Genomic DNA, 24,217 nt, shown 5'->3' with positions numbered 1-24,217 from the left:
AATTCATTCCTCCTTTCTATGCGGTTATGTTCACCGTGCGGGTTGCTTCGTCCCATGTGACAGTTAGGCCTAAGCTCTCTGCAATGAACCGCACGGGAACCAGCGTTCTGCCCTCTTTCGAGAGAACCGGCGCGGTCAAAAGACCTATTTTTTCGCCGTTTTTGTCCGCCTCGGCGTTGCCAATGGTGAGCGTTAGAGTAACGCCGTCTTTCCAGGCTGAAACGGTTTGCGTGGCTTCGTCCCAGGTTACCTCCATACCCAGCGCTTCAAAAATGCCGCGAAAAGGCACTAAGGTGGTGTCGTTTTCAATGGTGGGTGATGCGTCAAAGGTGAGCGCCGCGCCGTTTAATACCACCTGAATGGGCTTTTGTGCTCCGCCCCAGCCGTTTTGGGGACGGACACCGCCGTCTTTTCCGCCAAATCCTTCGGCTCCGTCAGCACCGTTTGCCCCGCCGGGAAAACGTCCGCCGCCAGAGCCGTTCGGGCCGCCGAAACCGCCTGCACCCCGGCTGCCCAGCGTAACCTGCTTCTGCGTCATTTCAACGGTTTGCTTCTCCTCGCCGTTGATGTATAACGTGTAGGTTTCGTTTTCTTTTAATTTATGAGAGGAATACACTACAGAAGAAAAGGCTTTTTTTGCAGTATATTCAAAAACCGTGTTCCCGTCCGGTCCGACAAGCGACACAACAGAGCCTGCCTGGGCGGTTTCGGAGAGATTTACTAAAAATGCACACTGGTCGGAACCGCTGGTAACGCCCATTGCCATGCCGCTGCTGCCCACGGCCACAACCGTGCCGCCGGACACTTCAAACCGTCCCTCAGTGTCAATTGCACTGTCTCCGCCTGAGGTGGGGCCATCAACATAAAGTTCGCCGCCGGTCATATAGATGGAGTCGTTGGAATCCACCCCGTCGCCGGACGCGTCAATTTTAATCATGCCGCCGTTAATATAAATGCTGCGGTCTGTGGCTTCAATACTTGAATTGGCTTCGGTATTTGAGGTGTCTGCGCCGCTTCCGGCAGTCTTGCCTCCGTCGGGAGGCGTCATCGCTTTGCGGTCTTGCACAGCGCCCTCGGGCGGTGTTCCCTCAGGAGGTGTTCCATTTTGCTGTTCACCGTTTGGAAGTTCAGGGGGCGTTTCGTTTGACTGCGCGCCGTCCGGCCGCTGGCCGCGGCCGCCCATTCCGCCAAACCCACCTGCGCCAAATCCGCCTGTACCCAGTCCGCCGCCGGAGTTCAGCCCGTCGTCTGTGGACACAATGTGAATTTCACCGCCGTTAATGGTGAGCGTGGTGCCGCTTTCAATGCCTTCCTCGCTTTTGGTAATGTTTATCACGCCGCCGTCAATCACCACGTCCTCCTCCGCCTGAATTCCGTCGCTTACGGCAGAAATATTCAGCGTGCCGCCGCTCATTTTAAAGGTGTTGTTCACGTGAATTCCGTCTGTTACGTTTGCCGTGATATTGAGCACGCCGTTTTCAATGGAGATGTCGTCGTCCGAGGCAATGCCGTGTTTGTAATTTCCCACAACGGTGAGACTGCCGTTTCCCTTAATTTCCAAATCGTCGTTGGAAAAAATGGCTGCTTTGGCGTCTGTGTCGCCGTAGTCCGAACCGTCTTCTACAATGTTTTCGGTGTTTTCCGTTACGGTAATCAGCGATTTTTCCGCGTTGTCAAAGAAAATGGCCGGGCCGCTTTCATTTTTTAGCGAAACGCCCGAGAGCCTGAGCTTTACCTTGTCCTGAGCGTTTACATAAATCATGGCGTTGTTATTTTCGCCTGTTACGGTGAAGTCGCCCCCTTCGGTAATGGATATGGTGTTGTCCGTTACGGCGATGCCCGCACCTGTCACAGTCATGGCCGTTAAATCAATTGTGCCTAAATTGTCTTCATAAGAGGCGCAGGCCGAAAGCAGATAACAGGTTTGCATCAGCAGGCATAGCGCCGTGGATATCGCAATTTTTTTCATGTTCATCCTTCCTTTCTGTGTTTCGTTACTACTTATCATACCGGCCATTTATTAAATCAACATTAAAACTCAAAAAAAATTTGCAGAAGGCCATAAATTTTGATATAATGGGCCTAACCAAAGGAGGGATTTACTATGTATGACATCGTAGTGTGCGGGGGAGGCTCCGCGGGCGCCGCTGTGGCACTGTTTGCCGCGGAGGGCGGAAAAGACGTAGCATTGATTGAGCAGTTTGGCGAGCTGGGGGGGATACTCACCTCCGACTGTCTGGGCTACGTGATGGACGCAAAGGACAAAAAAGGGTTTGTAGAAACCTTAAGGGCCGCTGTGGGAACACAGTTTGAGCCGGAAACGGAAAACTTTAAGTTCGACACGGAGCAAATGAAATATTACTTAGAGCGCCGTTTGGTTGATGCAGGCGTAGACATTTTTTATTTCTCCAAAATTTTTGACGCTGACGTAGAAAACGGCAAAATTACCGCTGTGAGCGTTTTAAACAAGGACGGATTTTTAGAAATCCGGGGGAAAATATTTGTAGATGCAACCGGCGACGGCGACGTTGGCTTTTTTGCCGGGTGCGGTTTTGAATTTGGAGCAGACGGAAAAGAGGGCCAGCCCATGAGCTATCTTGCCCTGCTCACCGGGTTAGACCGGGAGGAAGTTAAGTTTTTCACCAACAACTATCCTGGTTTCCCCATTGAAGCAGGCAAAAAAAATATGCTTGCCGAGCTAAAGCGGGCAGGATTTACGCCAAGCTATTTAATGCCCACGCTTTCCTACATCCGCGAAGGGGTTTATAACTTTGGCGTGAACCACCAATATGGCAGCGGAATTGACAGTAAAACACTTACCAAAGCCACCATTGAGGGCCGTCACGAAGTGTTTCAGGCGGTGAACGCACTGAAATCCTTAGGCGGCATTTGGAAGAACATTTCCGTTATCGCCACGCCGACCTATATTGGCGTGCGGGACGGAAGAAGATTAAAAGGCGAATACACCGTAACGGTGGACGATTTAATTACCGGGGCCAAACATGAAGACAGCGTTTGCCGCGTTACCTTTAATGTGGACGTGCACACAAAGGGCGGCTATGAAAACGCAGATGTTAAAATGAAGCCCTATGACATTCCCCTCCGGGCGCTGAAAGCAAAGGGCATTGAAAATCTTTATATGGCGGGACGGTGCATCAGCGGAGACTATCTGGCCCATGCAAGCTACCGCGTTTCGGGCAACACTTTCACCATGGGGCAAAATTTAGGAACCTATTTGGCAAAGCATTTTTAAGCAGCGTTATTTTCGGATTTCCCTGCGGTACCGGCCCGGAGAAATGCCCTGACTCCGAACAAAAAAGCGGCTCAGGCTGTATTCGCTGGAAAACCCGGTTTTTTCCGCAATCTCCGCCATGGTGTCGTTCCCGCCGGCTAAAAGCTGTTTCACCTTTTCAAGCCGGATTTTGCTGATGAGCTGGGAAACACTTGCTCCCCGGCGTTCCAGAGTCAGACGGTTTAACTGTTTTAGGCTTAAAAACAGTTGGTTAGAAACAAATTCTGCAGTAATACCACGGTCGATGTTGTCACGAATAATCTGTTCAACACAGTCCGCCAAATTCTCGGCTTGAATAAACTTCTGGGGGCGTGCTGAAAACAGGCCGGGGCAGGCAATGCGCAAAGCATCGGTTATCAGCGCACCGGCAAGGGCGCAAATGGTGTAGTCTGCGCCGGGGTCGTTTTTCTGAGCGGTTGTTTGCATCATTTCAATAATAGTTTCCATTTGCCGCGTGCCGGATAACACCCTGCATCTGCCAAAACATGCTCCATCGTTTTCAGCAGAAAAGGCCATCACAAATTTTGTGCTGCTGGGTGCAATTCCCAAAAAGGCGTGGTCTTCCATGGGCGGCACCAATAAAAATTCGCCCGAGCCAATGGGGTAGGTTTCGTTTGAAACAGCCGTGCCGCAATTTACAGTGGCTGTGCCGCTGCCGGTCAAAAAAAAGTGCAGTTCAAACAGCGAGTGGCGGTGCCTGGGCACCTCCATTGGCTCAAATTCCGCACGCACAATTCTGCACCAGGCCGATTTAATGTGTCCCAAAACGGTATCGGTTTCTATCAGAATTCGGTTTAGCCTGCTGGAGGAACGGTGATATTCTGCGCGGTCCATAACATTGCACCCCTTTCTTTTTTCATTATACCAAAAAACAAAGCTATGCTGCAACTGCTTTTATCATTTTTATTTAAAGTTAATGGTTGACAATTGACTTTTTTCGATATATAATGACAATATATAAAATATTAACATTTTAGGGGATTGAAAAATGAAAAAAACAGTTGCTTTTTTTGTTAGCTTGTGTATGGCTCTTGTGCTGATTGCCGTGCCGGTGTATGGGGCGGAGGACAGGCCCATCCGTGTGATGGTAGACGGTGCAGAGCTTGCATTCGACGTGGATCCTGTAATTGAAAACGACAGAACGCTGGTACCTATGCGTTTGATTTTTGAGGCGCTGGGCGCAAAGGTGGATTGGGACGAAGCAACCCGTACAGCTTTGGCGGTGAAGGGCGACGTGAAAATTTCCATCACTATTGACAGCGCAGAACTGATGAAAAACAGCAAAGCCGTTGCATTAGACGCGCCTGCACGACTCATTGGCGGACGAACGCTGGTTCCTGTGCGCGCCGTGTCGGAAGGAATGGGTGCAAAAGTGGACTGGAACGAGGCAAGCCGCATGGTGCAGATTGTAACAATACTGCCAACCAAGCAGCCTTTGCCGGCGGATTCTAAAAATGATGATTATATTACTACGCCACAAGATAAACACACCCTAAGCTTTGGAACTTTAAGCAATGAGGATATGCTGCGCTTACTGGATCAAGTGCCCCAAATTAGGGCTGACTATGAGCTCAATATTCTTCCGGAAGCCGTGCGGAATGAAGCGGCATATCTTGAAACGACACTTGAATCCTCTATTGTTGCTGCCGGCGAGTTTGCGGAGAAGGTATGGAACAATTTATTAACAGACCGGATTATTGAAATTCAATTGACGTCAGACACAGAATATGTATATAACGAATACCCTACTGCAGAGGAAGTGGAAAGGGGATTTTTAAACCTGATTCAAACAGCGGGACTGAATTTTGAACATTACTATCGCTATGATCAGAGCGCGGCTTGGAGAGGGACAAAAGGGATAGACACATCACCCTTTGGCTTTAGTGTGCATTATTATAAAGTTGCAACAAAAATTATGCTTTTAGAGTCATTTCACGCCATGCAGGAAAATGATGTTAAGTTCATTGGTATTATTCCGGGAAGTTATTATTTTACTGCTGAATTGAAAGAACAGCAAAATAAAAAATTGAATTTTTGTGAAATAACTAAGGAAGATCACAAGGTAATTAAGGAAATTGAAGACAGAATGGAAAACTTTGAAATTGCAATTCAAGAATTTTGGGAAACAGGAGCCTAACTTTAAAAAAAGTCTTGACATTTTTTGAAAAGTGTGCTATCTTAATTAATAGAAGAGAATGTTCCGCGCAGGCGGAAGCAGTTGAGTTGAGATAAGTTTAGCTGAGATGAGCAGAGTGAATATGTTTTTTATGATGTATTTTATCCTGCCTTTAAACTTATTTTAAAGGCAGGTTTTTTATTTCTCACCAACGCTCTTCAAAATATTTTTTAGGAGGAACGAACCATGCAGAAAATCCCTTACAAAATTTATTTGGAAGAAAGTGAGATGCCAAAATATTGGTACAACGTCCGGGCGGACATGAAAAATAAACCCGCGCCGCTGTTAAATCCGGGAACGCTGAAACCCATGACGGCCCAGGAGCTGTCCGGCGTTTTCTGTGAAGAGCTGGTGCAGCAGGAGCTGGACAACGAAACACAGCAGATTGAAATTCCCGAAGAAATTAGGGAATATTATAAGATGTTCCGCCCGTCGCCGTTAATGCGGGCGTATAACCTGGAAAAAAAGCTGGGTACCCCGGCAAAAATTTATTATAAGTTTGAGGGCAACAACACCAGCGGCAGCCACAAGTTAAACTCCGCTATTGCCCAGGCCTATTACGCGAAAAAACAGGGCTTAAAAGGCGTTACAACAGAAACGGGTGCAGGGCAGTGGGGCACGGCTCTTTCCATGGCCTGCTCCTATTTTGGGCTGGATTGCAAGGTGTTCATGGTAAAGGTGTCTTATGAGCAGAAGCCCTTCCGCCGGGAGGTAATGCGCACCTACGGCGCTTCGGTTACGCCGTCGCCTTCTGATACTACCAATGTTGGCAGGAAGATGCTTGAGGAGTTCCCTGGCACCACGGGCAGCTTAGGCTGCGCCATTTCCGAGGCTGTGGAGGTTGCGGTTGGCACAGAGGGTTACCGCTACGTTTTAGGCAGCGTGTTAAATCAGGTACTTTTGCATCAATCAGTTATCGGTGTGGAAACGAAAACCGCTCTGGATAAATTTGGCATAAAGCCCGACATCATTATTGGCTGTGCCGGCGGCGGCTCGAATTTAGGCGGCCTTATCGCGCCATTTATGGGGGAAAAACTCAGAGGTGAGGCGGACTACCGTATCATTGCGGTGGAGCCTGCATCGTGCCCCAGCCTTACACGGGGAAAATATGTTTACGACTTTTGCGACACGGGCATGGTTTGCCCCTTGGCAAAAATGTATACTTTGGGCAACGGGTTTATTCCTGCGCCCAACCACGCAGGCGGCCTGCGTTATCACGGCATGAGCTCGGTGCTCTCCCAGCTGTTTGACGACAGGCTGATGGAGGCACGTTCGGTAGAGCAAACACAGGTGTTTGCTGCGGCAGAGCAGTTTGCGCGCACAGAGGGAATTCTACCTGCGCCAGAGAGCGCCCACGCCATTTGTGCAGCGGTGGACGAGGCGATGAAGTGCAAGGAAACCGGAGAGGAGAAAACCATTGTGTTTGGCCTTACCGGAACGGGCTATTTCGATATGGTGGCCTATGAAAAATATCATAACGGTGAAATGTCCGACTATATTCCCTCAGACGACGATTTGGCACAAGGCTTTGCAACGATTCCAGACATAAAATTATAAAATTTTAGAAAAGGCGGCAGGAATTACCTGCCGCTTTTGCGTTTTTATGTTTTGCATAAAATACGCAAATAACCCAAAACTAAACGTGGCGGCAGTTTGCTATGTTTAGGGAGGACATGCTTTGAAAAAACAAGCAATTTTTTTGCTGACACTGGTGCTGACGCTGTTTGCGCTGCCCGCCGCAGGCGTTGCGGCGGAGTCTTATGGAAAATCCAGCCTGACGGTGTTGATGTACCACAAACTTTCAGACGACCCGGCGGAGGCCAAAAACGCATTTTGTGTGCCGCCCGCCGTGTTTGAAGCAGACATTAGGTTTTTAAAGGAAAACGGATATTCGTTCTGTTTTGCGTCGGAAGTAGACGCGGTTTTAAATGGGGAGTTACCCAAAGCCCACTATGTGGCTGTGACATTTGACGACGGATATGAAAGCGATTATTTTTGCGCCCTGCCCGTGCTAGAAAAATATGGTGCAAAGGCAACATTTTTTATTGTTACTGCGAAAATTGGCACAGAGGACCATATAAAACAGGAGCACCTTGCGGCGCTTTCTGCTTCCGGTGCGGTGGAAATTGGGAGCCACTCCCATCACCTGCACGACAAAACTGCAAAGGAAATTCGGAGCGTTTTTGACAGCGGAGATGTAAAACAAATTGCCGGAGATTTTCAGGAAAATGCAATCCGGCTTGAAGCAATTACGGGGAAAAAAGTGAAAACCATGTCTTATCCCAACGGGATTTGGACGAAAGAGGCCGACAAGGCCCTGCGGGCTGCGGGCTTTTCCGCAACCTTTACCAGCGATGACAAACAGACATTAACCGCGGGCACACCCCACGGCAGAATAAACAGATGTGTGGATTTTGAGCTGGGCGAACTGCTTGCCAAATGAAAACAGCGGGCGAACCGTATCGGTTCACCCGCTTATTTTTATCTGTCGCTTTTTTAGGCGCGGAACAAAATTTTGTCCTATTATTAACTTACGTCTGAAAATAAAAGGACGAAAAATATTTAATATATAATCACACACACAAGATACACGAAAAGAGCATATCCTTAACTATTTTCAGACGTAACGCGCCTAAAAAAACGGCAGATATCGCTATCACGTAATCTATTATATCACATAAAGTTCATAAAGTAAACTGCATATAGTTAAATTTTTTCAAATGAAACAATTAAAATGAATATAGTACCGTATTTTTGTGATACTATCTCTATATTTAGGAGTTGAGTTTGAATGACACTGAAAGAAGCCATAGCCAAACGCATTTTGGAGCTTTGCGAGCAGAGGCAAATCACCATAAACAAGCTTTCCATAATGTGCGGAATGACGCAGTCTACTTTAAACAACATCATAAACACAGGCAGTAAGCGGCCTCAGGTTGACACCATTAAGAAAATTTGCGATGGTTTAGGAATTGGCCTTGGAGAGTTTTTCTCTGCAGATTCGTTTAAAGAGGTTGATGAAGAATTTGAATAAAGACGCATAAGACAGCAAGTGATTTGCCAATTTATAATTAGCGATTCTATTCAAACAGCACCGCTCTTGTCCTTTTTATGTCACAATTCGTCACCTTATAAAGGGTTCTGTGACAGTTTCATCCATCAAATGTCTGTAAGCGGGTACATTCCGAAAGGTGTTGCCCATCATTTCACTGCTTCTGTAATCTCGAAGTTTATATAAATCATAGTCCGCCAGAAACAACCCTTCCTCTTGTTCTCCTGCGACAAAAATCTCCATATTTAGACATTCCCCATCATCATCCCACGCAATGGGGGAGAACGCACAGGACTGGCCGGCCCCTTTGCCCGGCGGGTTCGCCATAACAACCCCGCACATGTTTTCATAGGCCCGGGTTTTCAGCGCACAAAGCCGCGGCTCCATAGCGCCGCAGTCGTTGGGAACCAAGATAAGCTCCGCGCCCATAAGCATCAGCTCCCGGGCGCTTTCGGGATATTCCCTGTCGTAGCAAATCATCACACCCAGGGTAACGCCATCGAAGTTGCATACGCAAAAACCGGTTCCGCGCTCTAAGCAGGCCTCGTCGGAAAAGGCGCAGGTGTGCACCTTGCTGTATTTCATTAAAATCTGCCCGTCGCGGCCAATGACAAAAGCACTGTTTTGCGGCCTTGCGTTCCCTTTGGTAAACGCAGTGACCACCGCTCCTATGGAAAGCTCGGAACACGCCTGGCAGAACTGTTTTATGTATGGGCTGTCACCGCCCAGCGCCTCGTCGTTTGTAATAGGAAGTGCATAGCCGGTGATGAAACACTCGGGGAACAACAAAAGGTCTGCCCCCATCTGCTTTGCCTGCCTTAAATACGCCAGCCCATCTTTTGTGTTTTGCTCACAATTTTGTCCTGCACGCTTTTGCAGGACAGCAATTTTCAAATTTGACAGTTTTTTCACACCCTTTTCCTTAAGCCTAAATAATGCCCGGTTTTATTTTTGAAAAAACACCCCGAACACTGGCCCAATGTGAGTGGCAATGGTGGGGCCAACCTTGGCCCTGGTAATGTTTACCCCGGGGAATTGCTCGGTTAAATAGCCCAGCAGCTCTTCTGTTTCTTCGTCCATTTTGCCGTTTACCACAATTAGGTCTTTTCCGGTTTGATCCGGGGCGTGGCTTACTAAATATTGAAATAGCTTTTTAGCCAGCTTCTTTCTGCCGCGCACCTTTCCCACAGCCTCCATCAGCCCGTCTTTTATGGTGAGCACAGGAGCCAGGTCCAGCATGTTGCCGAAAATCAGCGAGGCCTTGTTAATTCTGCCGCCTTTTTCCAGATAGGTCAGGCTTTTCGGAATGACAAACACGCCGTAGCTTTCAATGAATTCTTTTGTTTTTTCTTTAATTTCTAAAATGCCCATGCCATCTTTCGCCATCTGGCTGGCATTTATTGCCGCCTGGCCGTAGATATAGGCAAAGGACCTGCTGTCTAAAATTTCGATAACCGCGTTGGGGTTTTCCTCTAAAATCATATTTTTTGCCAGATGCATGTTGTTATAAAACCCGCTGGCGTTGGACGAAAGGGAAATAACCAAAATCTGTTTCCCCGCTTCAATGTGTTTTTGAAACACGTCATAAATGTCCGCCGTGGAGGGCTGGGACGTGTGAGGAATTTCCTTGCAGGTTTCCAGCAGTTCGTAAAACTCGTCAGAGAACACGTCTACTCCGGAGAGATAGTCCTTGCCGTCTGCTGTAATTTTAATGGGAATAACCTCAATGCCGAACCGCTCCTGTTCCTCTTTTAAAAGATCCGACCCGGCGTCGGTAATAATTTGAATGTCTGCCATATTTTTATGTTTCCTTTCAATCATATTTATTAAAACTAAGTTCTTTTGAAACGTTATGAACGTTTAAAACAAGGCCAATGGCCAAAAAGTTTGTCACCAAAGACGAGCCGCCATAGCTTAAAAAGGGCAGCGGTATGCCGGTCACGGGCAAAAGCCCTAAACACATGCACACATTTTCCACCACATGGAACAACAGCATAGCCCCCAGACCCACGCAGATGAGGCTGCCTGCGTCGTCCTTTGCGGTTTTGGAAATGCCAAACACCCGAAGCACCAGCAAAAACAGCAAAATTACCACAATAGCGCAGCCCAAAAAACCAAATTCTTCGCCGATAACGCCGAAAATAAAGTCTGTTTCTTTCTCGGGCAGCAGGGAAAGCTGATTCTGAGGGCCGTTTAAATAGCCCCGTCCCAAAAGCTCGCCGGAGCCAATGGCAATTTTCGATTGCAAAACCTGATAGCCCGCCCCGGTGGGATCTAATTCGGGGTTAAAAAACACCATAATCCGGTTTCTCTGATAGGGCGCCATTACCAGCCATGAAAGGGGCAGCAGCAGGCAGGCGGCGCCTAAGGCCGACAGGACATATTTCATGGAGATTCCCGCTACAAAAAACATGGCCGCAAACATGAACGTAAACACTAAGGCCGTGCCCGTGTCATTCTGCAAAATTACAAGGCCCGTGATACCGGCGTAGAATGCGGTGAGCTTTAACACTTCTTTTATGTCGTTGAGCTTTCCCGCTTCCTTTGCCGCAGACAGCTTGTAGGCAAACACCACGGCAAACGCAATTTTAATAAGTTCAGAAGGCTGAATTCCAATGCCGCCGAACCGAATCCAGCTGTTTGCGCCGGTTTCCTCCCGTCCGCTGCCAAAGATTAAAACAAAAATTAAAACAGCCAGGCTTGCAATGTAAATGTGGGTTGCATAGCTTTTATAAACGCGGTAGTCCACAAATGAAAGGGCCAGCATCAGCCCGATGCCCAAAACCGCTGCAAGGGCCTGCACCGCAATTTTGCGCACACTTTCTGCACTTTGGGTGGCACTGTAGATAAAAATAAGCCCAGCGCCTGTGAGAAGAAGCGCAAGTGCAATTACCCCATAATCCAAATGGGAAAAATGTTTCTTTAGCAAATCCTTTCTCAAAACGCGGCCTCCCAATTAGCAATTTCTTCCTATTTATTATATCAGATTTTTCATATTTGGTAAAGTCATTTTTCTTATTTTCCCAAATTTTTTCGAATTTATGAAAGCGTTTGCCTGCACTGCTGCGCCTTTTGCGGGGTATTAATCCGGGCGGGTTATTTGTTTATGGCATTCAGCTGGGTTTTCAGCCGCCTGATTTGACGTTTCAACGCTCTGTCCCGGGGCAAAAGCGCAAGTCCCGCTTTTTTTGCAATTTCTTCCGCGGCCTGAGAAATCGTTATTTCGTCCGTTTCAATTTTCGTTTCAAACACAGGGCTTAAAAACGCGGTTACACAGTCCTTTGCCCTGCGTCCCGCCCAGGAGTTTTTCCCCTCAAACCGCTTTCTCAGCCGCTTATAAATGGTTTGCTCACTTGCAATGAGCGTAAAGTGCTGCACTGCTGCGCCATCCGCCCTGAGCGCGCTAAGAATTTCGTTTAAATAAGCTTTGTTCATCACCGTCATGGGAACGACAATCACGCCGTCATAGTCGCGGCACAGCTTTTTTAACATGGTAATATTCATGGCGCGCCACAGGGGATTGTCCTGAAAATCGTCGTGCCACAGTGCTTTCGGCGTTGTTTTGCGCAGGCAATATCCAACCTCCTCCGGGTCGTAAAAGAATGAGTGCTCCGTCCGCCTGCAAAGTTCCGCTGCTGTCTGAGTTTTTCCGCTGCCCCATGCGCCGTTAATCCAAATTAGCATAAGTTGTTCACCTCGCTGCCATTGTATCAAATGAAACGGAAAAAAACAAGCGGTTTTTTTGCTGGAGTTATTGACATATGCCCATATCTGTATTACAATCACAAATAAATAATATAAAACCTTGTTTGTTGGAGATGACAAAATGATTCTTTTAATTACAGGTGCCTCTCATACAGGGAAAACTTTGCTGGCACAGAAAATTCTTGAAAAATATAAATATCCTTATTTTTCTATCGACCATTTGAAAATGGGCTTAATACGAAGCGGCAACACAGATTTAACTCCCGAAGATGACAGAGAATTAGAAGCCTATATGTGGCCGATCATTCGAGAAATGATGAAAACTGCTATTGAAAACAAACAGAATCTTGTGGTAGAGGGTGGTTATATTCCCTTTGACTGGAAAAATGATTTTACTGGCGAATATGTGAAAGAAATTCAATATTACTGCCTCGTGATGAGCGAAAAATATATAAAAAATCACTTTTCGGATATTAAATATTACGCCAATGCAGTTGAGCAGCGCGTTGATGATTCGTGGTGTACAACGAATTCTGTCCTTGAAGAAAACGCTTATTATCGCGATATGTGCAAACAGCACAACTGTGATTACATTTTGATTGATGAAAGTTATTATGTAGATATCGAATTGTAAATTAGAATATGAATGGAAAACAAATCGAAGTGAAGGGCGGCAACGCAGCGGTCTGCACAGCATTAAAACCTGAATGTGCAGGCGCCGCGCACTGCTGCCGCCGATACCAAAAATAAGGAGAAACCAAAATGAATGTAGTAATTGTTGGCGGCGTTGCCGCAGGAACCAAAACAGCGGCTAAGCTGAAACGGGAAGACAGAAGCATTAATGTTACCCTCTTAACAAAAGACCGTGATATTTCCTATGCCGGTTGCGGCCTGCCCTATTATGTGGGCGGCCTGATTGAAACCGAGGAAGAGCTGGTGGTAAACACTCCGCAAAAATTTGCCGCCCTTACCGGAGCGGATGTTATCACGGGCATGGAGGCCACCGGCCTCGACGCACAAGCAAAAGTGCTTACCGCAAAAAATTTAGACACAGGGGCCGAAGAGGAATTTTCCTACGACAAACTGGTCATTGCCACAGGAGCGTCGGCGGCTGTTCCGCCAATCCCTGGCATTCACATTCCCGGCGTGTTTAAAATGCGCACCCCGGAAGACGCTGTAACTGCCCGTGACTATGCTCAAAAACACAATGTGAAGCAGGCGGTGGTAATTGGCGCGGGGTTCATTGGCCTTGAAGTTGCAGAAAATTTGCAGAAGCAGGGCCTTTCCGTCACGGTGCTGGAGTTTGCAGACCAGGTGATGCCCGGCGTGTTCGATTTTGAAATGGCAGACTTTATCTATCGTCATTTGGAGAAAAAGGGAATTCGCGTATATTTGAGCACCAAAGCGGAGGAGATTTTGGGCGGCGGTTCCGTTACCGGCGTGAAATCCTCAGCCGGAGAATTTTCCTGCGGAATTGTGATTGCCGCTGCCGGCGTGCGTCCCAACACCGCGTTTTTAAACGGCACGGGAATGGAAATGGTGAAAGGAATCATTGTGGTGAACGGGCAAATGGAAACGAATTTGCCGGACGTTTATGCCGCCGGCGACTGCGCAATGGTGAAAAACAGGCTGACCGGCGCGCCCCAGTGGTCGCCCATGGGTTCTTCGGCAAATCTGGAGGGCCGCACCCTGGCCCAGATTTTAAGCGGAAAAGACCATGGAGAGCCAAAAACCTATCCCGGCGTTTTAGGAACCTCGGTGGTGAAACTGCCGGACTTAAACTGCGGCAGAACGGGGCTGACAGAGGCCCAGGCACGCGAGCTGGGGTATAACGCTGTCTGCGCCGTTGCCGTAACCGATGACAAGGCGCACTACTATCCCGATGCGGCGTTTTTTGCCACCAAACTCATTGTTGAAAAGGAAACCCACAAGCTGTTGGGCGTGCAGGTGTTGGGCCCCGGCGCTGTGGACAAAATGATAGACATTGCGGTAACGGGACTGAATATGGGCGCAAGGCTTGAGGACTTTGAAAACGCAGACTACGCCTATGCGCCGCCGTTTTCCACTGCCATTCACCCCTTTGTGCAGGCGGTGTATGTTTTGCAAAACAAGTTAAACGGCGCACTTAAGAGCTTTACCCCGGCGGAATATATGCGGGGCGCGGCAGAGGGTTACCGCGTGATTGACGCCTCCGGCGTGCCGGCCATTCCCGGCGCAAAGTTTGTAGACCTGACAAAAGTAAACGGCGAGGTGGAGGGTTTAAATAAAGACGACAAGCTGCTGCTGGTTTGTGCCAGGGGCAAACGGGCCTATTTCCTGCAAAACAGGCTGCGCCATTTTGGCTACACCAACACAAAGGTGTTAGAGGGCTCCACCAGCTTTAACGTGCTAAAAACAGACGGCGAGGCGGAAGTTTCCCCCGAAGACGTAACCCGGGTGAAAGGGTTGGGTTTCTTGCGGGACAAAACCACAAAAAACAAGTTTAACTGCCGGGTAATTACCCGGAACGGAAAAATATCGGCGGAGGAGAGCCAGGCAATTGCAGAAGCGGCCAAAATTTACGGCAGCGGCGAAATTACCATGACCACCCGCCTGACAATGGAAATTCAGGGCGTGCCTTATGAAAACATTGAACCGCTGCGGGAATTTTTGAGCCGGGCAGGCTTAGAAACCGGCGGAACAGGCTCTAAGGTGCGGCCTGTGGTGTCTTGTAAGGGGACAACGTGCCAGTATGGCAACATCGACACCTTTGCCCTGTCGGACGAAATTCACCGCCGGTTTTACCAGGGCTACCGGGAGGTAAAGCTCCCCCACAAATTTAAAATCGCTGTGGGCGGGTGTCCCAACAACTGCGTAAAGCCCGATTTAAACGATTTGGGCATTGTGGGTGCAAACGTGCCGCAAATCGACCTGGAAAAATGCCGGGGCTGTAAGGTTTGCCGCGTTGAAAACGTCTGTCCTATGAAAGCGGCGGCAGTTACAGACGGCAAAATTGTCCTTTCTGAAAGCTGCAACAACTGCGGCAGATGCGTGAAAAAATGTCCTTTCGGCGCGTTTGACAGCGCGAAAACCGGCTACCGGGTTTACATCGGCGGACGGTGGGGTAAAAAAATTGCCCGGGGTCAGATGCTGGGCAAGGTGTTCACAAACGAAGAAGAATTGCTTTCCGTTGTGGAAAAGGCCATTCTTTTGTTCCGCGAGCAGGGAATTACCGGCGAGCGGTTTTCCGACACGGTGGCCCGCTTAGGGTTTGAAACTGTGGAGGAGCAGTTGTTGTCTGACGAATTGTTACAGCGCAAGGCCGAAAACATTTCGGCGCAAAAACACTTAAAAGGCGGGGCGACTTGCTGATGAAATTTATAAAAAACTGTTTTATTCTGCTCATGGCGGCAGTGGCGGCTTTGCCTCTTGCCGCCTGTGGGAAAGGCAAAACCACAACCGAGCTTTCCGGTGGTGGCGCCTATTACACCTTTGTGGACCATGCGGGCACAAAAGTTGTGTTAAACGAAGCGCCGAAGCGGACGGCGGTGCTGTTTTCCTCTTTCGCGGAGGTGTGGAAGCTGGCTGGAGGCGAAACAGCCGTCACCGTTGGTGAAAGCGTAGAACGCGGGTTTGCAGACGAAACTGCCCTGTTGGTTGACGGCGGCGCAGGCAAAACCATTGATACCGAGCGGCTGCTTTCCTATAAGCCGGATTTTGTTATCTGCTCGGCGGACATAGCGGCCCAGGCAGAAGCGGCAAAGCTGTTAAACCAATCCGGCATTCCGGCGGCGGTGTTCCATGTAGAAACGTTTTCCGACTATCTGAACATGCTGAAAATCTGCACTGATATCACAGGCAATTTTGAAAACTATAAAACCTATGGAACAGATGTGGAGGAAAAGGTGAACGAAGTGAAAAAAAGGGCCGAAGATACGATGTCTGTGCCGCAGGACAGCATTTTGTTTGTGCGGGCAGGCTCCACAGCCAGCGCCACCAAGGCGAAAACCGCAAAAGACAATTTTGTGTGCGTTATGTTAAACGAGCTGGGCACACGCAACATAGCGGAAAACGCCGCCGTGCTGCTGGACGGCTTAAGCATTGAAGAAATTCTGGCCGAAAACCCGGCCCACATTTTTGTTTCCACCATGGGAAACGAAGCCGCGGCAAAGGCCTATATGGAAAGTGTGCTTGCCGGCGGCCTGTGGCAGGGGCTTTCCGCCGTGCAAACCGGACAGGTGCACTTTTTGCCCAAAGACCTGTTCCAGTTTAAGCCCAACGCGCGGTGGGGCGAGGCCTATGAATATCTTTACGACCTGCTCTACACGGGACTAAGCTGATGAAAGCAATAAAAAAACGCCTGCCCTTTTCGCTGGAACTGGCATCGCTTATGGCTATTTTGCTGGCTGTGGCCGTGCTGTCCCTGCGGCTGGGCAGCGCACACCTTTCGTGGAGCGCATTTTTCGGCGGTCTTTTTCATCAAAAGGGGTTTGAAACCGAAACGCTCATTCTCTATGCCGTGCGTCTGCCGCGCCTAACCGCCGCGGTGCTTGCCGGGGCGGGACTTTCTGTTTCCGGCGTGCTTTTGCAAAGCGTAACGGGCAACGATTTGGCAAGCCCAGGCATTATCGGCGTTAGCTCCGGCGCGGGCTTTATGGTAATTTTGTGCCTTAGCTTTTTTCCGGCGGCGTTTGTTTTTGTGCCTGCCGCGGCGTTTGCCGGCGCGTTTGGCACCACATTGCTCATTTTAACGGCGGCAAACAAAATCGGCGGCGGCAAACAAACGTTCATTTTGGCGGGCATTGCGTTTACGGCAATTCTAAACGCCGCCATTTCGTTTCTTTCGCTGTTAGACGCCGACGTGCTCACAGCTTATAACTATTTCAGTGTGGGCGGCCTTTCCGGTGTGCAGGCAAAAAGCCTAATTGTGCCCGGCGCAGTGGTTTTTGTGTGCATTGGGCTGTGCTTGTGCCTTGCGCGCAGAATTAATTTACTGTGCCTGGGCGACGGACTGGCCTCGTCTTTGGGGGTGCGGGTGCGCCTGCTGCGCACGGTGTGCCTCATTTTGGCCAGCGCTTCCGCCGGGGCGGTGGTAAGCTTTGCGGGCCTTTTGGGATTTGTGGGGCTGGTGGTACCGCACATTGCCCGCAGGCTGTTTGGCATGAACACAAAACGCCTTTTGGCCGCTGCACCCATTTTGGGCGCTGTGCTGGTGCTGTTGGGCGATTTGCTGGGCCGCGTGGCCTTGGCGCCAACCGAAATTCCGGTGGGAATTGTTATGTCGGCCATTGGCGCGCCGTTTTTCTTTGGACTGCTGCTGAAAAAAAGTGGGGGGAACTATGCTTGAAGTGAAAAATTTATGCGCCGGATTCGGCGCACATCAGGTGTTAAAAAACGTCAGCTTTTCGCTGACGCCCCACAAGCTTACGGCGGTTGTGGGGAAAAACGGATGCGGAAAATCTACCCTGTGCGCGGCAATCGGCCAGCAATTGCACTATACCGGCGAAATCTTGTTCCGCGGGCAGAATATAACGCTCATGTACCCGGGCGAGCGGGCAAAGGCAATTTCTATTTTGCCGCAAATGCTGACCAGCCCCCGCATTACGGTGCAGGAGCTGGTAATGTTTGGCCGGGCGCCTTATCTCGATTTTGGCAAACGTCCCCAAAAGCAGGACACTGAGGCGGTGGCAAACGCAATTTCCGCCATGAAGTTAGAGCATATGGCGGGGCGGTTTGTGAGCAGCCTATCCGGCGGCGAGCGGCAGCGGGCCTATCTTGCCATGATTTTGGCGCAGGAAACGCGGCTCATTGTGCTTGACGAGCCTACTACCTATCTGGACTTGGCCTATGAAACGTCGTTTTTAACAACCCTTTCCGAGCTGAAAACCAGACACAAAAAAACGCTGATGGTGGTGATGCACAACCTGTCGCAGGCGGTACGCCATGCCGACAATTTGGTGGTGCTTTCCGGCGGCGCCGTTGCCTTTTCCGGAAGCGTTGAGGCGTGTTTAGAGCAGCGCGTGTTAGAGGACGTTTTCGGCGTAAAAAAGCATATTTTTTATGAAGACGGCCAGCAGTTTGTGGTGTTTACCGCGTAAATGAAAGCAGGACGAAAAGGCCGCCAAAGGATAGGAAGCAGCCTTTTCAGGGGGATTATTATTTAGGGATTAGCGTTTTACAACGCGCGCAAAGGGGCGGGCGTGTCTTATGTTTATATTTAATCACACACACAGATACATAAATTATTGAGCATATCCAAATTTGGACGCACCCGTCCCCCGCACTCAGTTGAGTTTGTTTGGGCGGCTTTTCCCGTCAGAGGGCCGCCCGGGCGCAATCAAAGATTGACAAACAAAGAGCCAGATGTTATAATTGAACTGTCACGAACAATTGAAAACGGCCCCGGTCTGTCTGCATTTCTGCACTTTTTTTGATTACAAATATGACCGAATGGGCATATTATGTTTATATTATAACACGACCAATCGGGCATGTCAAGTGTTTTTTTATGATTTAGGAGAATTATTATGAAAAAATTATGTGAGCGTTTGCAACAACTAAAACAGGAACAGAATTTAAGACAAAAAGATATTGCTGAAGAAGTTGGCATACCATTGCGTACATATTTGTTTCAAATCCATTTTTAACCTTATTTTTTTTAAACGGTCTGCATAATCAATCATCTAATGTCTCCCCAACTATTAACGGTAAATTTTTGGATTATTTGTCCGGCCTACAATATAATCAATAGATACATTAAAATAATCTGCAAGAGCGACTAACACATCTGCCGTTGGCTGTCTTTCTCCATATTCATATCTCAAACTGAAGTAGCTGCTGCGGCAGGGCTTTCATTGCGCACATACCAGCGATATGAGTATGGTCAGCGTCAACCTACAGCAGACGTATTAGTCGCGCTTGCTAACTTTTACGATGTTTCAATCGATTATCTTGTCGGAAGAACGAACAACCCCAACATGAACCGATAATTGCACGGAGGAATTTTTTATGACATTCGGCGGACGCCTGCGTGAAATTAGGGCAGGGAAGCACAGCACACAAAAGCAAGTTGCCGACGCAGTGGGCGTAGCAGTTCGGAACTATCAGCGATATGAAGCAGACGAGCAGCGCCCAGCATTTGAGGTTTTAATTGCGCTTGCCGATTTTTTTAACATTTCTCTTGATTATCTTGTCGGCAGAACAGACAACCCAAAATTTTATCGATAGGGGAGTTTTTAATGGATTTATCAGGTGCATTTAAACGTTTTCGCAACGAATTTGGCCAAACACAAAAAGAGGTAGCGGAGCATGCGAATGTTGATGTAAGAACGTATCAAAATTATGAATACGGCGAAATTGTGCCCTCAGCCACCGTGCTGATCGCGATAGCCGAGTTTTATAACGTTTCAATTGATTATCTTGTCGGCAGAACGGACAACCCAAAAATTTACCGATAGGGGAGTTTAGGATGAATTTATCAAAAGCGCTTAGACGCTTTCGCAACGAGTTTGGCCAAACACAAAAAGAGGTAGCGGAACACGCAAATGTTGATGTAAGAACGTATCAAAATTATGAATACGGCGAAATTGTGCCCTCAGCCACCGTGCTGATCGCGATAGCCGAGTTTTATAACGTTTCAATTGATTATCTTGTCGGCAGAACGGACAACCCAAAAATTTACCGATAGGGGAGTTTATGATGAACTTGTCAGAGGGGTTAAAACGGTTTAGAAATGAGTTACATATCACGCAAAAGGAAGTTGCGGATAACGCGCATATTTCAATTCGAAATTATCAGGATTACGAATATGGAAAAGTAGTGCCGACAGCCACTGCATTAATTGCAATAGCCAATTTTTACGACATTTCTCTTGATTACCTTGTCGGCCGTTCGGATAACCCAAAACGAAATGCATAAACGCGGCAAGGGGGATTTTTTGTGTCTGTTTTTAGTGAAAATTTAAAGTCGTTAAGGGCGTTTCATAATCTTACCCAAAGGCAACTTGGAATTGAGGTTGGGGCGAGTGAGCGCGGAATTCAGAATTACGAATTAGATGAGCGAAAGCCAAATTACGAAATGCTGATAGCTTTGGCTGATTATTTTGATGTTTCAATCGACTATCTTGTCGGAAGAACGAATAACCCCAACATGAACCGATAATTGCGCTTGCTGACTTTTACGACATATCTCTTGATTACCTTGTCGGCCGTTCGGATAACCCGAAACGAAATGCATAAACGCGGTAAGGGGGATTTTTGTATCTGTTTTTAATAAAAGTTAAAAAGGGCGTGGCCTCAATCAGTGATTTTTTACTTCTGAGGCTTGCCCTTTTTTGGTTTCTCTATTTTTTACATTGAGACTGAACAATGTCCAGCGCTTCGCCAAATCTTTGAAAATGAACCACTTCACGCATTCTTAAATAGGAGATAACGCGGTTTACGTCGGGGTCATCCGAAACCCTTAAAATGTTGTCATAGGTTGTTCTTGCTTTTTGTTCTGCTGCCAAATCTTCAACAAGGTCTGTAATCGGGTCGCCCTTTACTGCAAAACTCATTGAGGTAAATGCCTGGCCTGCGGCAGAGGTGGGCCAAACGCCCTTGCCGTGGTCAATGAAATAGGTTGCAAAGGGACTGTTTTCAATTTCAGAAGAAGTTGCATTTTTTGTCAGCTGATGTACGAGGGATCCCACCATTTCAAGGTGCGCCAATTCTTCTGTGCCAATGTCGTTTAAAATGGCTTTCACTTCGTCGTTCTGCATTGCAAAACGCTGGGAAAGATAACGCATGGATGCGCCCATTTCACCGTCAGGACCGCCGGACGGCGTTTGATATAAAAAAAGCTTAATACAAGAAATAAGCGATGGAAAGCTGCGATTTTTGCTTGCTGTAGGTGATAGATTTCAGAAACAGCCCAGCGCTGGCTCCACCGCCAAACGGCGGGTGCAGGTAGGAAAACTGACCGTAAAACGAAACGGCAGGCGCATCACCGCTAAGGCGTGACAGCCGGTTCTTTTCGGTTTCAAGGGCGGCTGTTAACCAAGTTTTATTTTCAGTATATTCCTCTAAGGTGTCCACGCCGGCAAGGTATGCGTCTTTTGCCCGGGCGAGCCGGAGTGTTAGATGGCTGATACCGGTTTCGACATTTTCTGTGGCGCTTTTTTTAGGCGGAGCATACGCAAAGGTGTGGGTTTTGTGGAAGTCCTGCTTTAGCTTGGTTAAAACGATTTCACTTAGAACATCTTTATGAATTGCGTTTCTTTCTGTGCATTTTCCGCGGACATAGCCATTGCAAACAAAGTAACCGTTGCTGTTTACCATTGCGCCGCCGCATGTGCCGCAGCGCACCAGCCCTGTAAGCCAGTGAGATTTTGTTTTGGCTTCCGCAGATTTGCCCCTGTGAGGCGGATACCGTTTTTTAATTTCATACATGGCGTCCTGCGCGGCACGGAACACATCTTCAGACACTAATGGGGCGTGCGTTCCTTTCACTACCATCAGGTCTGGGTGGCTGTAGTTTCGGCGGGTGCGCCCGGCGGGGTTCCAGCGGATATATCCGCAGTAAACAGGATTTTTTAAGATATATTCCACCGCCCGGGACTCGAACCGGTTGCCCCGGCGGGTTTTAACGCCTTTTTCGTTCAGCGTTTCTGCCAGGGCACGGTAGTTTTTTGTTTTTATAAACGTGCGGAACATGAATTTTACAAGCTCGGCCTCGGCGCTGACAGGCACCAGCCGCTTATTTACCATTTGGTAGCCAAAGGGGGCAGTGGTGAGCGGCTCGCCCCGGGCGGCCTTTTGCGTCATGCCCTTTTTTACCTCTTCACCCAGATTAATGGAGTAATATTCCGCCATGGCGTCTAACATGCTTTCCATAATGATGGACATTTTGTTGTTTTCAATGGTTTCGGTGACGGATATGACGCTGATTGAGAACTCTTTTTGCAGCAGTGATTTGTAAACCACGCTGTCGGTGCGGTTTCGGGCAAACCGGTCGAACTTGTGTACCAAAATCACGTCAAAGGGCTTCGGGGTGGACTTGGCTGCGGCAATCATTTTCATAAATGCGGGCCGCTTTTTTGCTACCCGGCCGCTTTTGCCCTCGTCGGCAAAAATGTATTCCGGCAGCAGGCGGTAGCCGTTTGTTTTGCAGTAGGCTTTAATTGCGGCGAGCTGTGCGTCGGGAGAATATTCCGTTTGGTCTTCTGTGGAAACACGGATATATGCGCAGGCATTTTTCATGGTTTGGCCTCCGTTTTGGGTATATATCCATTTTATTTTTTCCGCTGCCGTCTTATTATCGTTTTTCGTTCATATTTTAAATAAAAAGGGGGGATTGCCTTTGAGCAGGCACACAATTTGCGGCGTTTGCGTTACAAGCGAGGTTTATGACCCGATGGCGGACAGAACCGCTGACTATGAAAGAGAGCGGCACGAAAGACAGGTGGTAAAACAGCTTTTGTCCCGCTTGGACGCAGCGGCCTTGGGCAGCTTGCCGAAAACAACCGGGCCGGCGGAATTTATCACCGACGGGCAGGGGAATGTGACGCTGGTGAACGAAAGACAGCAAAAGAAACAAGACTAAACCTTTAATTTGAAGGAGTTTTTATAAAAATCCAACAGCCCGTCGCGCTTGCATTTGGACAGCTCGTTTGAAAGGGCGCTGCGGTCAACAGACAGGTAGTCTGCCAGCTGCTGGCGGTTAAAGGGAATGTTAAACTGATAGCTCCCGCGGCGCACCGCCTCGCCGGACAGGTATGAAAGCAGCCGCGCCCGGATGGACTTGGGCGTGATATGGTTCATTTTGCGGGTGAGCATTAAATTTTTTTCTGCCATGGCCCACAGCAGATTGTGAATCAAGCGGCTGTGAAAAGGACAGGCGGAGGTGCAGGTGTCAATCATTTTTCTGATTTCTAAGAACAAAACTTCGGTTGACACGGCGGCTGTGACGCTGACGGGCATTGGTTCGCTTTGCAGGCAGGCATAGGTTTCGGCAAAGGTTTCATAGGGGCCGATGTTGCCGATGATGGCGCAGTTGCCCCAAATATCTCCCTGCTCAATGTTTACGCCGCCCGAAAGCACCACGCCCATTGCCTTGGCAAACCCGCCTGCCGGGTAAATGACGCTGTCTTTTTGAAAACGCTTTGTTTTGCCGCCCAGACACTTGAGCATGGATGCAATTTCTTCCGGCGCAATTCCGCGAAATAAAATGGTGTTTGAAAGCAAAGAATAATTGATCATAAAAATCCTCTTTTCGTTGTTTTAACAACGTACTTTTTTAATTGATTATAGTATAATCAGATTGAAAAGTCAAGAAATTACAGGAGGAATGAAACATGATTCGAAAAATTATTCATATTGATGAAGAAAAATGCAACGGCTGCGGCTTGTGTGCCCAGGCATGCCACGAGGGAGCCATTGGCATGGTAAACGGCAAGGCGAAGCTTTTGCGGGATGACTATTGCGACGGGCTGGGTGACTGCCTTCCTGTTTGTCCAACAGACGCAATTTCTTTTGTTGAGCGTGAGGCGGCGGCTTATGATGAGCAGGCGGTTTTGAAAAACAAGGAACAGGCAAACAAGCTCGCCTGCGGCTGTCCCGGCACGCAGGTGAAACGGCTAAACAGGGAAGCGCCGGAGCGCAAGGCTGAAGCCGCATCTGCCCAGGCTGTTTGTTCCCAGCTGAACCAGTGGCCGGTTCAAATTAAGCTGGTTCCTATAAACGCGCCCTATTTTGAAAATGCAAATCTTTTGATAGCAGCGGACTGCACGGCATATGCCTATGGTAATTTCCACGCTGATTTTATGAAGAACAAGGTAACGCTGATTGGCTGCCCGAAGTTAGACGACGGCGACTATGCCGAAAAACTGACGGAAATTATCCGTGAAAACAATATAAAAAGCGTGACGGTTGTCCGCATGGAGGTGCCCTGCTGCGGCGGGCTGGAATTTGCTGCAAAGACGGCGCTGCAAAACAGCGGAAAATTTATTCCGTGGCAGGTGGTTACCATTTCCACA

28 protein-coding genes are annotated in these 24,217 nt (G+C 48.5%); 18 read left to right on the top strand and 10 right to left on the bottom strand.

Features of this window, described 5'->3' with window-relative positions:
* Window positions 1-16: 16 nt before the first annotated feature.
* Window positions 17-1,969, bottom strand: a complete 1,953-nt coding sequence (locus WIG73_RS08400; RefSeq protein WP_337400112.1) for a carbohydrate-binding domain-containing protein — start codon at window positions 1,967-1,969, stop codon at window positions 17-19.
* Between the two features lie 135 nt (window positions 1,970-2,104).
* Between WIG73_RS08400 and WIG73_RS08395 the strand changes: the two genes are divergently transcribed.
* Window positions 2,105-3,253 (top strand): FAD-dependent oxidoreductase, encoded by a 1,149-nt coding sequence (locus WIG73_RS08395; RefSeq protein ID WP_177677259.1) that lies wholly within the window; start codon window positions 2,105-2,107, stop codon window positions 3,251-3,253.
* Window positions 3,254-3,259: 6 nt separating this feature from the next.
* Here the strand turns inward: WIG73_RS08395 and WIG73_RS08390 are convergent, their stop codons facing one another.
* On the bottom strand, window positions 3,260-4,126 hold the full coding sequence (locus tag WIG73_RS08390; RefSeq protein ID WP_337400111.1) for an AraC family transcriptional regulator: 867 nt from the start codon (window positions 4,124-4,126) through the stop codon (window positions 3,260-3,262).
* Window positions 4,127-4,280: 154 nt separating this feature from the next.
* Between WIG73_RS08390 and WIG73_RS08385 the strand changes: the two genes are divergently transcribed.
* The 4 genes from WIG73_RS08385 (at window position 4,281) to WIG73_RS08370 (ending at window position 8,502) form a co-directional block, all read left to right on the top strand.
* Window positions 4,281-5,429 carry a copper amine oxidase N-terminal domain-containing protein gene (locus WIG73_RS08385; protein ID WP_337400110.1) on the top strand — a complete coding sequence of 383 codons (1,149 nt, stop codon included), beginning with the start codon at window positions 4,281-4,283 and terminating at the stop codon, window positions 5,427-5,429.
* Between the two features lie 225 nt (window positions 5,430-5,654).
* On the top strand, window positions 5,655-7,025 hold the full coding sequence (locus WIG73_RS08380; RefSeq protein ID WP_337400109.1) for a TrpB-like pyridoxal phosphate-dependent enzyme: 1,371 nt from the start codon (window positions 5,655-5,657) through the stop codon (window positions 7,023-7,025).
* A gap of 121 nt (window positions 7,026-7,146) precedes the next feature.
* Window positions 7,147-7,911: a polysaccharide deacetylase family protein gene (locus WIG73_RS08375; RefSeq protein WP_337400108.1), complete on the top strand. Its 765-nt coding sequence runs from the start codon at window positions 7,147-7,149 to the stop codon at window positions 7,909-7,911.
* Between the two features lie 348 nt (window positions 7,912-8,259).
* Window positions 8,260-8,502, top strand: a complete 243-nt coding sequence (locus WIG73_RS08370) for a helix-turn-helix domain-containing protein (protein WP_177677267.1) — start codon at window positions 8,260-8,262, stop codon at window positions 8,500-8,502.
* 90 nt (window positions 8,503-8,592) lie between these two features.
* On the opposite strand, the gene WIG73_RS08365 is transcribed toward WIG73_RS08370, so the two are convergent.
* The 4 genes from WIG73_RS08365 to WIG73_RS08350 form a co-directional block, all read right to left on the bottom strand.
* Window positions 8,593-9,432 (bottom strand): carbon-nitrogen hydrolase family protein, encoded by an 840-nt coding sequence (locus WIG73_RS08365; RefSeq protein WP_337400107.1) that lies wholly within the window; start codon window positions 9,430-9,432, stop codon window positions 8,593-8,595.
* A 33-nt stretch (window positions 9,433-9,465) separates the two neighbouring features.
* A complete protein-coding gene (locus WIG73_RS08360; protein ID WP_337400105.1) occupies window positions 9,466-10,317 on the bottom strand; it encodes a DegV family protein in 852 nt (283 codons plus the stop codon).
* 16 nt (window positions 10,318-10,333) lie between these two features.
* The gene (gene rodA, locus WIG73_RS08355; RefSeq protein ID WP_337400104.1) at window positions 10,334-11,461 is read right to left on the bottom strand and encodes a rod shape-determining protein RodA; all 1,128 of its coding nucleotides are present in this window, start codon (window positions 11,459-11,461) and stop codon (window positions 10,334-10,336) included.
* Between the two features lie 155 nt (window positions 11,462-11,616).
* Window positions 11,617-12,204, bottom strand: coding sequence for an AAA family ATPase (locus WIG73_RS08350; RefSeq protein WP_337400103.1), 588 nt, complete (start codon window positions 12,202-12,204; stop codon window positions 11,617-11,619).
* Between the two features lie 142 nt (window positions 12,205-12,346).
* Here WIG73_RS08350 and WIG73_RS08345 point away from each other — a divergent pair, with 142 nt between their 5' ends.
* The 5 genes from WIG73_RS08345 (at window position 12,347) to WIG73_RS08325 (ending at window position 18,302) form a co-directional block, all read left to right on the top strand.
* On the top strand, window positions 12,347-12,859 hold the full coding sequence (locus WIG73_RS08345; RefSeq protein WP_337400102.1) for an adenylate kinase: 513 nt from the start codon (window positions 12,347-12,349) through the stop codon (window positions 12,857-12,859).
* A 128-nt stretch (window positions 12,860-12,987) separates the two neighbouring features.
* Window positions 12,988-15,576 carry an FAD-dependent oxidoreductase gene (locus WIG73_RS08340; RefSeq protein WP_337400100.1) on the top strand — a complete coding sequence of 863 codons (2,589 nt, stop codon included), beginning with the start codon at window positions 12,988-12,990 and terminating at the stop codon, window positions 15,574-15,576.
* On the top strand, window positions 15,576-16,544 hold the full coding sequence (locus tag WIG73_RS08335; RefSeq protein WP_337400099.1) for an ABC transporter substrate-binding protein: 969 nt from the start codon (window positions 15,576-15,578) through the stop codon (window positions 16,542-16,544). Before WIG73_RS08340 ends, WIG73_RS08335 begins: the two co-directional genes overlap by 1 nt.
* Window positions 16,544-17,551, top strand: a complete 1,008-nt coding sequence (locus WIG73_RS08330; RefSeq protein WP_337400098.1) for an iron ABC transporter permease — start codon at window positions 16,544-16,546, stop codon at window positions 17,549-17,551. Before WIG73_RS08335 ends, WIG73_RS08330 begins: the two co-directional genes overlap by 1 nt.
* Window positions 17,544-18,302, top strand: coding sequence for an ABC transporter ATP-binding protein (locus WIG73_RS08325; protein WP_337400097.1), 759 nt, complete (start codon window positions 17,544-17,546; stop codon window positions 18,300-18,302). The genes WIG73_RS08330 and WIG73_RS08325 overlap by 8 nt, the downstream gene beginning before the upstream one ends.
* 603 nt (window positions 18,303-18,905) lie before the next feature.
* On the opposite strand, the gene WIG73_RS08320 is transcribed toward WIG73_RS08325, so the two are convergent.
* Window positions 18,906-18,989 (bottom strand): hypothetical protein, encoded by an 84-nt coding sequence (locus tag WIG73_RS08320; protein ID WP_337400142.1) that lies wholly within the window; start codon window positions 18,987-18,989, stop codon window positions 18,906-18,908.
* On the opposite strand from WIG73_RS08320, the gene WIG73_RS08315 reads away from it, so the two are divergent.
* The 6 genes from WIG73_RS08315 to WIG73_RS08290 are packed head-to-tail and all read left to right on the top strand — an operon-like array spanning window position 18,990 to window position 20,364.
* On the top strand, window positions 18,990-19,193 hold the full coding sequence (locus WIG73_RS08315) for a helix-turn-helix transcriptional regulator (RefSeq protein ID WP_337400141.1): 204 nt from the start codon (window positions 18,990-18,992) through the stop codon (window positions 19,191-19,193).
* Between the two features lie 19 nt (window positions 19,194-19,212).
* A complete protein-coding gene (locus tag WIG73_RS08310) occupies window positions 19,213-19,431 on the top strand; it encodes a helix-turn-helix transcriptional regulator (RefSeq protein ID WP_337400096.1) in 219 nt (72 codons plus the stop codon).
* Between the two features lie 11 nt (window positions 19,432-19,442).
* Window positions 19,443-19,661, top strand: coding sequence for a helix-turn-helix transcriptional regulator (locus WIG73_RS08305; protein WP_337400095.1), 219 nt, complete (start codon window positions 19,443-19,445; stop codon window positions 19,659-19,661).
* 11 nt (window positions 19,662-19,672) lie between these two features.
* A complete protein-coding gene (locus WIG73_RS08300) occupies window positions 19,673-19,891 on the top strand; it encodes a helix-turn-helix transcriptional regulator (RefSeq protein ID WP_337400094.1) in 219 nt (72 codons plus the stop codon).
* Between the two features lie 8 nt (window positions 19,892-19,899).
* A complete protein-coding gene (locus tag WIG73_RS08295) occupies window positions 19,900-20,121 on the top strand; it encodes a helix-turn-helix transcriptional regulator (protein ID WP_177677296.1) in 222 nt (73 codons plus the stop codon).
* A gap of 21 nt (window positions 20,122-20,142) precedes the next feature.
* Window positions 20,143-20,364, top strand: a complete 222-nt coding sequence (locus tag WIG73_RS08290) for a helix-turn-helix transcriptional regulator (protein ID WP_177677298.1) — start codon at window positions 20,143-20,145, stop codon at window positions 20,362-20,364.
* Between the two features lie 181 nt (window positions 20,365-20,545).
* Here the strand turns inward: WIG73_RS08290 and WIG73_RS08285 are convergent, their stop codons facing one another.
* Both WIG73_RS08285 and WIG73_RS08280 read right to left on the bottom strand, forming a co-directional pair.
* Entirely contained in the window at window positions 20,546-21,058 is a 513-nt protein-coding gene (locus WIG73_RS08285) for a manganese catalase family protein (protein WP_337400140.1), read from the bottom strand.
* Window positions 21,045-22,442, bottom strand: a complete 1,398-nt coding sequence (locus tag WIG73_RS08280) for a recombinase family protein (protein WP_337400093.1) — start codon at window positions 22,440-22,442, stop codon at window positions 21,045-21,047. The genes WIG73_RS08285 and WIG73_RS08280 overlap by 14 nt, the downstream gene beginning before the upstream one ends.
* Before the next feature lie 100 nt (window positions 22,443-22,542).
* Here WIG73_RS08280 and WIG73_RS08275 point away from each other — a divergent pair, with 100 nt between their 5' ends.
* Window positions 22,543-22,785: a hypothetical protein gene (locus WIG73_RS08275; RefSeq protein WP_337400092.1), complete on the top strand. Its 243-nt coding sequence runs from the start codon at window positions 22,543-22,545 to the stop codon at window positions 22,783-22,785.
* On the opposite strand, the gene WIG73_RS08270 is transcribed toward WIG73_RS08275, so the two are convergent.
* Window positions 22,782-23,441 carry a Crp/Fnr family transcriptional regulator gene (locus WIG73_RS08270; RefSeq protein ID WP_337400091.1) on the bottom strand — a complete coding sequence of 220 codons (660 nt, stop codon included), beginning with the start codon at window positions 23,439-23,441 and terminating at the stop codon, window positions 22,782-22,784. The two genes, WIG73_RS08275 and WIG73_RS08270, sit on opposite strands and share 4 nt — an antisense overlap.
* 95 nt (window positions 23,442-23,536) lie before the next feature.
* Here WIG73_RS08270 and WIG73_RS08265 point away from each other — a divergent pair.
* On the top strand, window positions 23,537-24,217 hold a 681-nt coding region (locus WIG73_RS08265; RefSeq protein ID WP_337400090.1), incomplete at its 3' end, for a 4Fe-4S binding protein.

The organism is Congzhengia sp. (assembly GCF_037235575.1).
GTDB lineage: Bacteria > Bacillota > Clostridia > UBA1381 > UBA9506 > Congzhengia > Congzhengia minquanensis.
The sequence above is the reverse complement of the archived record's forward strand: the minus strand, read 5'-3'. Positions and strand labels throughout refer to the sequence as shown.

Excerpts from the sequence above, each read along its gene's own strand:
- WIG73_RS08400 (WP_337400112.1), bottom strand. The coding sequence starts at position 1,969 with ATGAAAAAAATTGCGATATCCACGGCGCTATGCCTGCTGATGCAAACC.
- WIG73_RS08395 (WP_177677259.1), top strand. The coding sequence starts at position 2,105 with ATGTATGACATCGTAGTGTGCGGGGGAGGCTCCGCGGGCGCCGCTGTG.
- WIG73_RS08390 (WP_337400111.1), bottom strand. The coding sequence starts at position 4,126 with ATGGACCGCGCAGAATATCACCGTTCCTCCAGCAGGCTAAACCGAATT.
- WIG73_RS08385 (WP_337400110.1), top strand. The coding sequence starts at position 4,281 with ATGAAAAAAACAGTTGCTTTTTTTGTTAGCTTGTGTATGGCTCTTGTG.
- WIG73_RS08380 (WP_337400109.1), top strand. The coding sequence starts at position 5,655 with ATGCAGAAAATCCCTTACAAAATTTATTTGGAAGAAAGTGAGATGCCA.
- WIG73_RS08370 (WP_177677267.1), top strand. The coding sequence starts at position 8,260 with ATGACACTGAAAGAAGCCATAGCCAAACGCATTTTGGAGCTTTGCGAG.
- WIG73_RS08360 (WP_337400105.1), bottom strand. The coding sequence starts at position 10,317 with ATGGCAGACATTCAAATTATTACCGACGCCGGGTCGGATCTTTTAAAA.
- WIG73_RS08350 (WP_337400103.1), bottom strand. The coding sequence starts at position 12,204 with ATGCTAATTTGGATTAACGGCGCATGGGGCAGCGGAAAAACTCAGACA.
- WIG73_RS08345 (WP_337400102.1), top strand. The coding sequence starts at position 12,347 with ATGATTCTTTTAATTACAGGTGCCTCTCATACAGGGAAAACTTTGCTG.
- WIG73_RS08340 (WP_337400100.1), top strand. The coding sequence starts at position 12,988 with ATGAATGTAGTAATTGTTGGCGGCGTTGCCGCAGGAACCAAAACAGCG.
- WIG73_RS08335 (WP_337400099.1), top strand. The coding sequence starts at position 15,576 with ATGAAATTTATAAAAAACTGTTTTATTCTGCTCATGGCGGCAGTGGCG.
- WIG73_RS08330 (WP_337400098.1), top strand. The coding sequence starts at position 16,544 with ATGAAAGCAATAAAAAAACGCCTGCCCTTTTCGCTGGAACTGGCATCG.
- WIG73_RS08325 (WP_337400097.1), top strand. The coding sequence starts at position 17,544 with ATGCTTGAAGTGAAAAATTTATGCGCCGGATTCGGCGCACATCAGGTG.
- WIG73_RS08310 (WP_337400096.1), top strand. The coding sequence starts at position 19,213 with ATGACATTCGGCGGACGCCTGCGTGAAATTAGGGCAGGGAAGCACAGC.
- WIG73_RS08305 (WP_337400095.1), top strand. The coding sequence starts at position 19,443 with ATGGATTTATCAGGTGCATTTAAACGTTTTCGCAACGAATTTGGCCAA.
- WIG73_RS08300 (WP_337400094.1), top strand. The coding sequence starts at position 19,673 with ATGAATTTATCAAAAGCGCTTAGACGCTTTCGCAACGAGTTTGGCCAA.
- WIG73_RS08295 (WP_177677296.1), top strand. The coding sequence starts at position 19,900 with ATGATGAACTTGTCAGAGGGGTTAAAACGGTTTAGAAATGAGTTACAT.
- WIG73_RS08280 (WP_337400093.1), bottom strand. The coding sequence starts at position 22,442 with ATGAAAAATGCCTGCGCATATATCCGTGTTTCCACAGAAGACCAAACG.
- WIG73_RS08270 (WP_337400091.1), bottom strand. The coding sequence starts at position 23,441 with ATGATCAATTATTCTTTGCTTTCAAACACCATTTTATTTCGCGGAATT.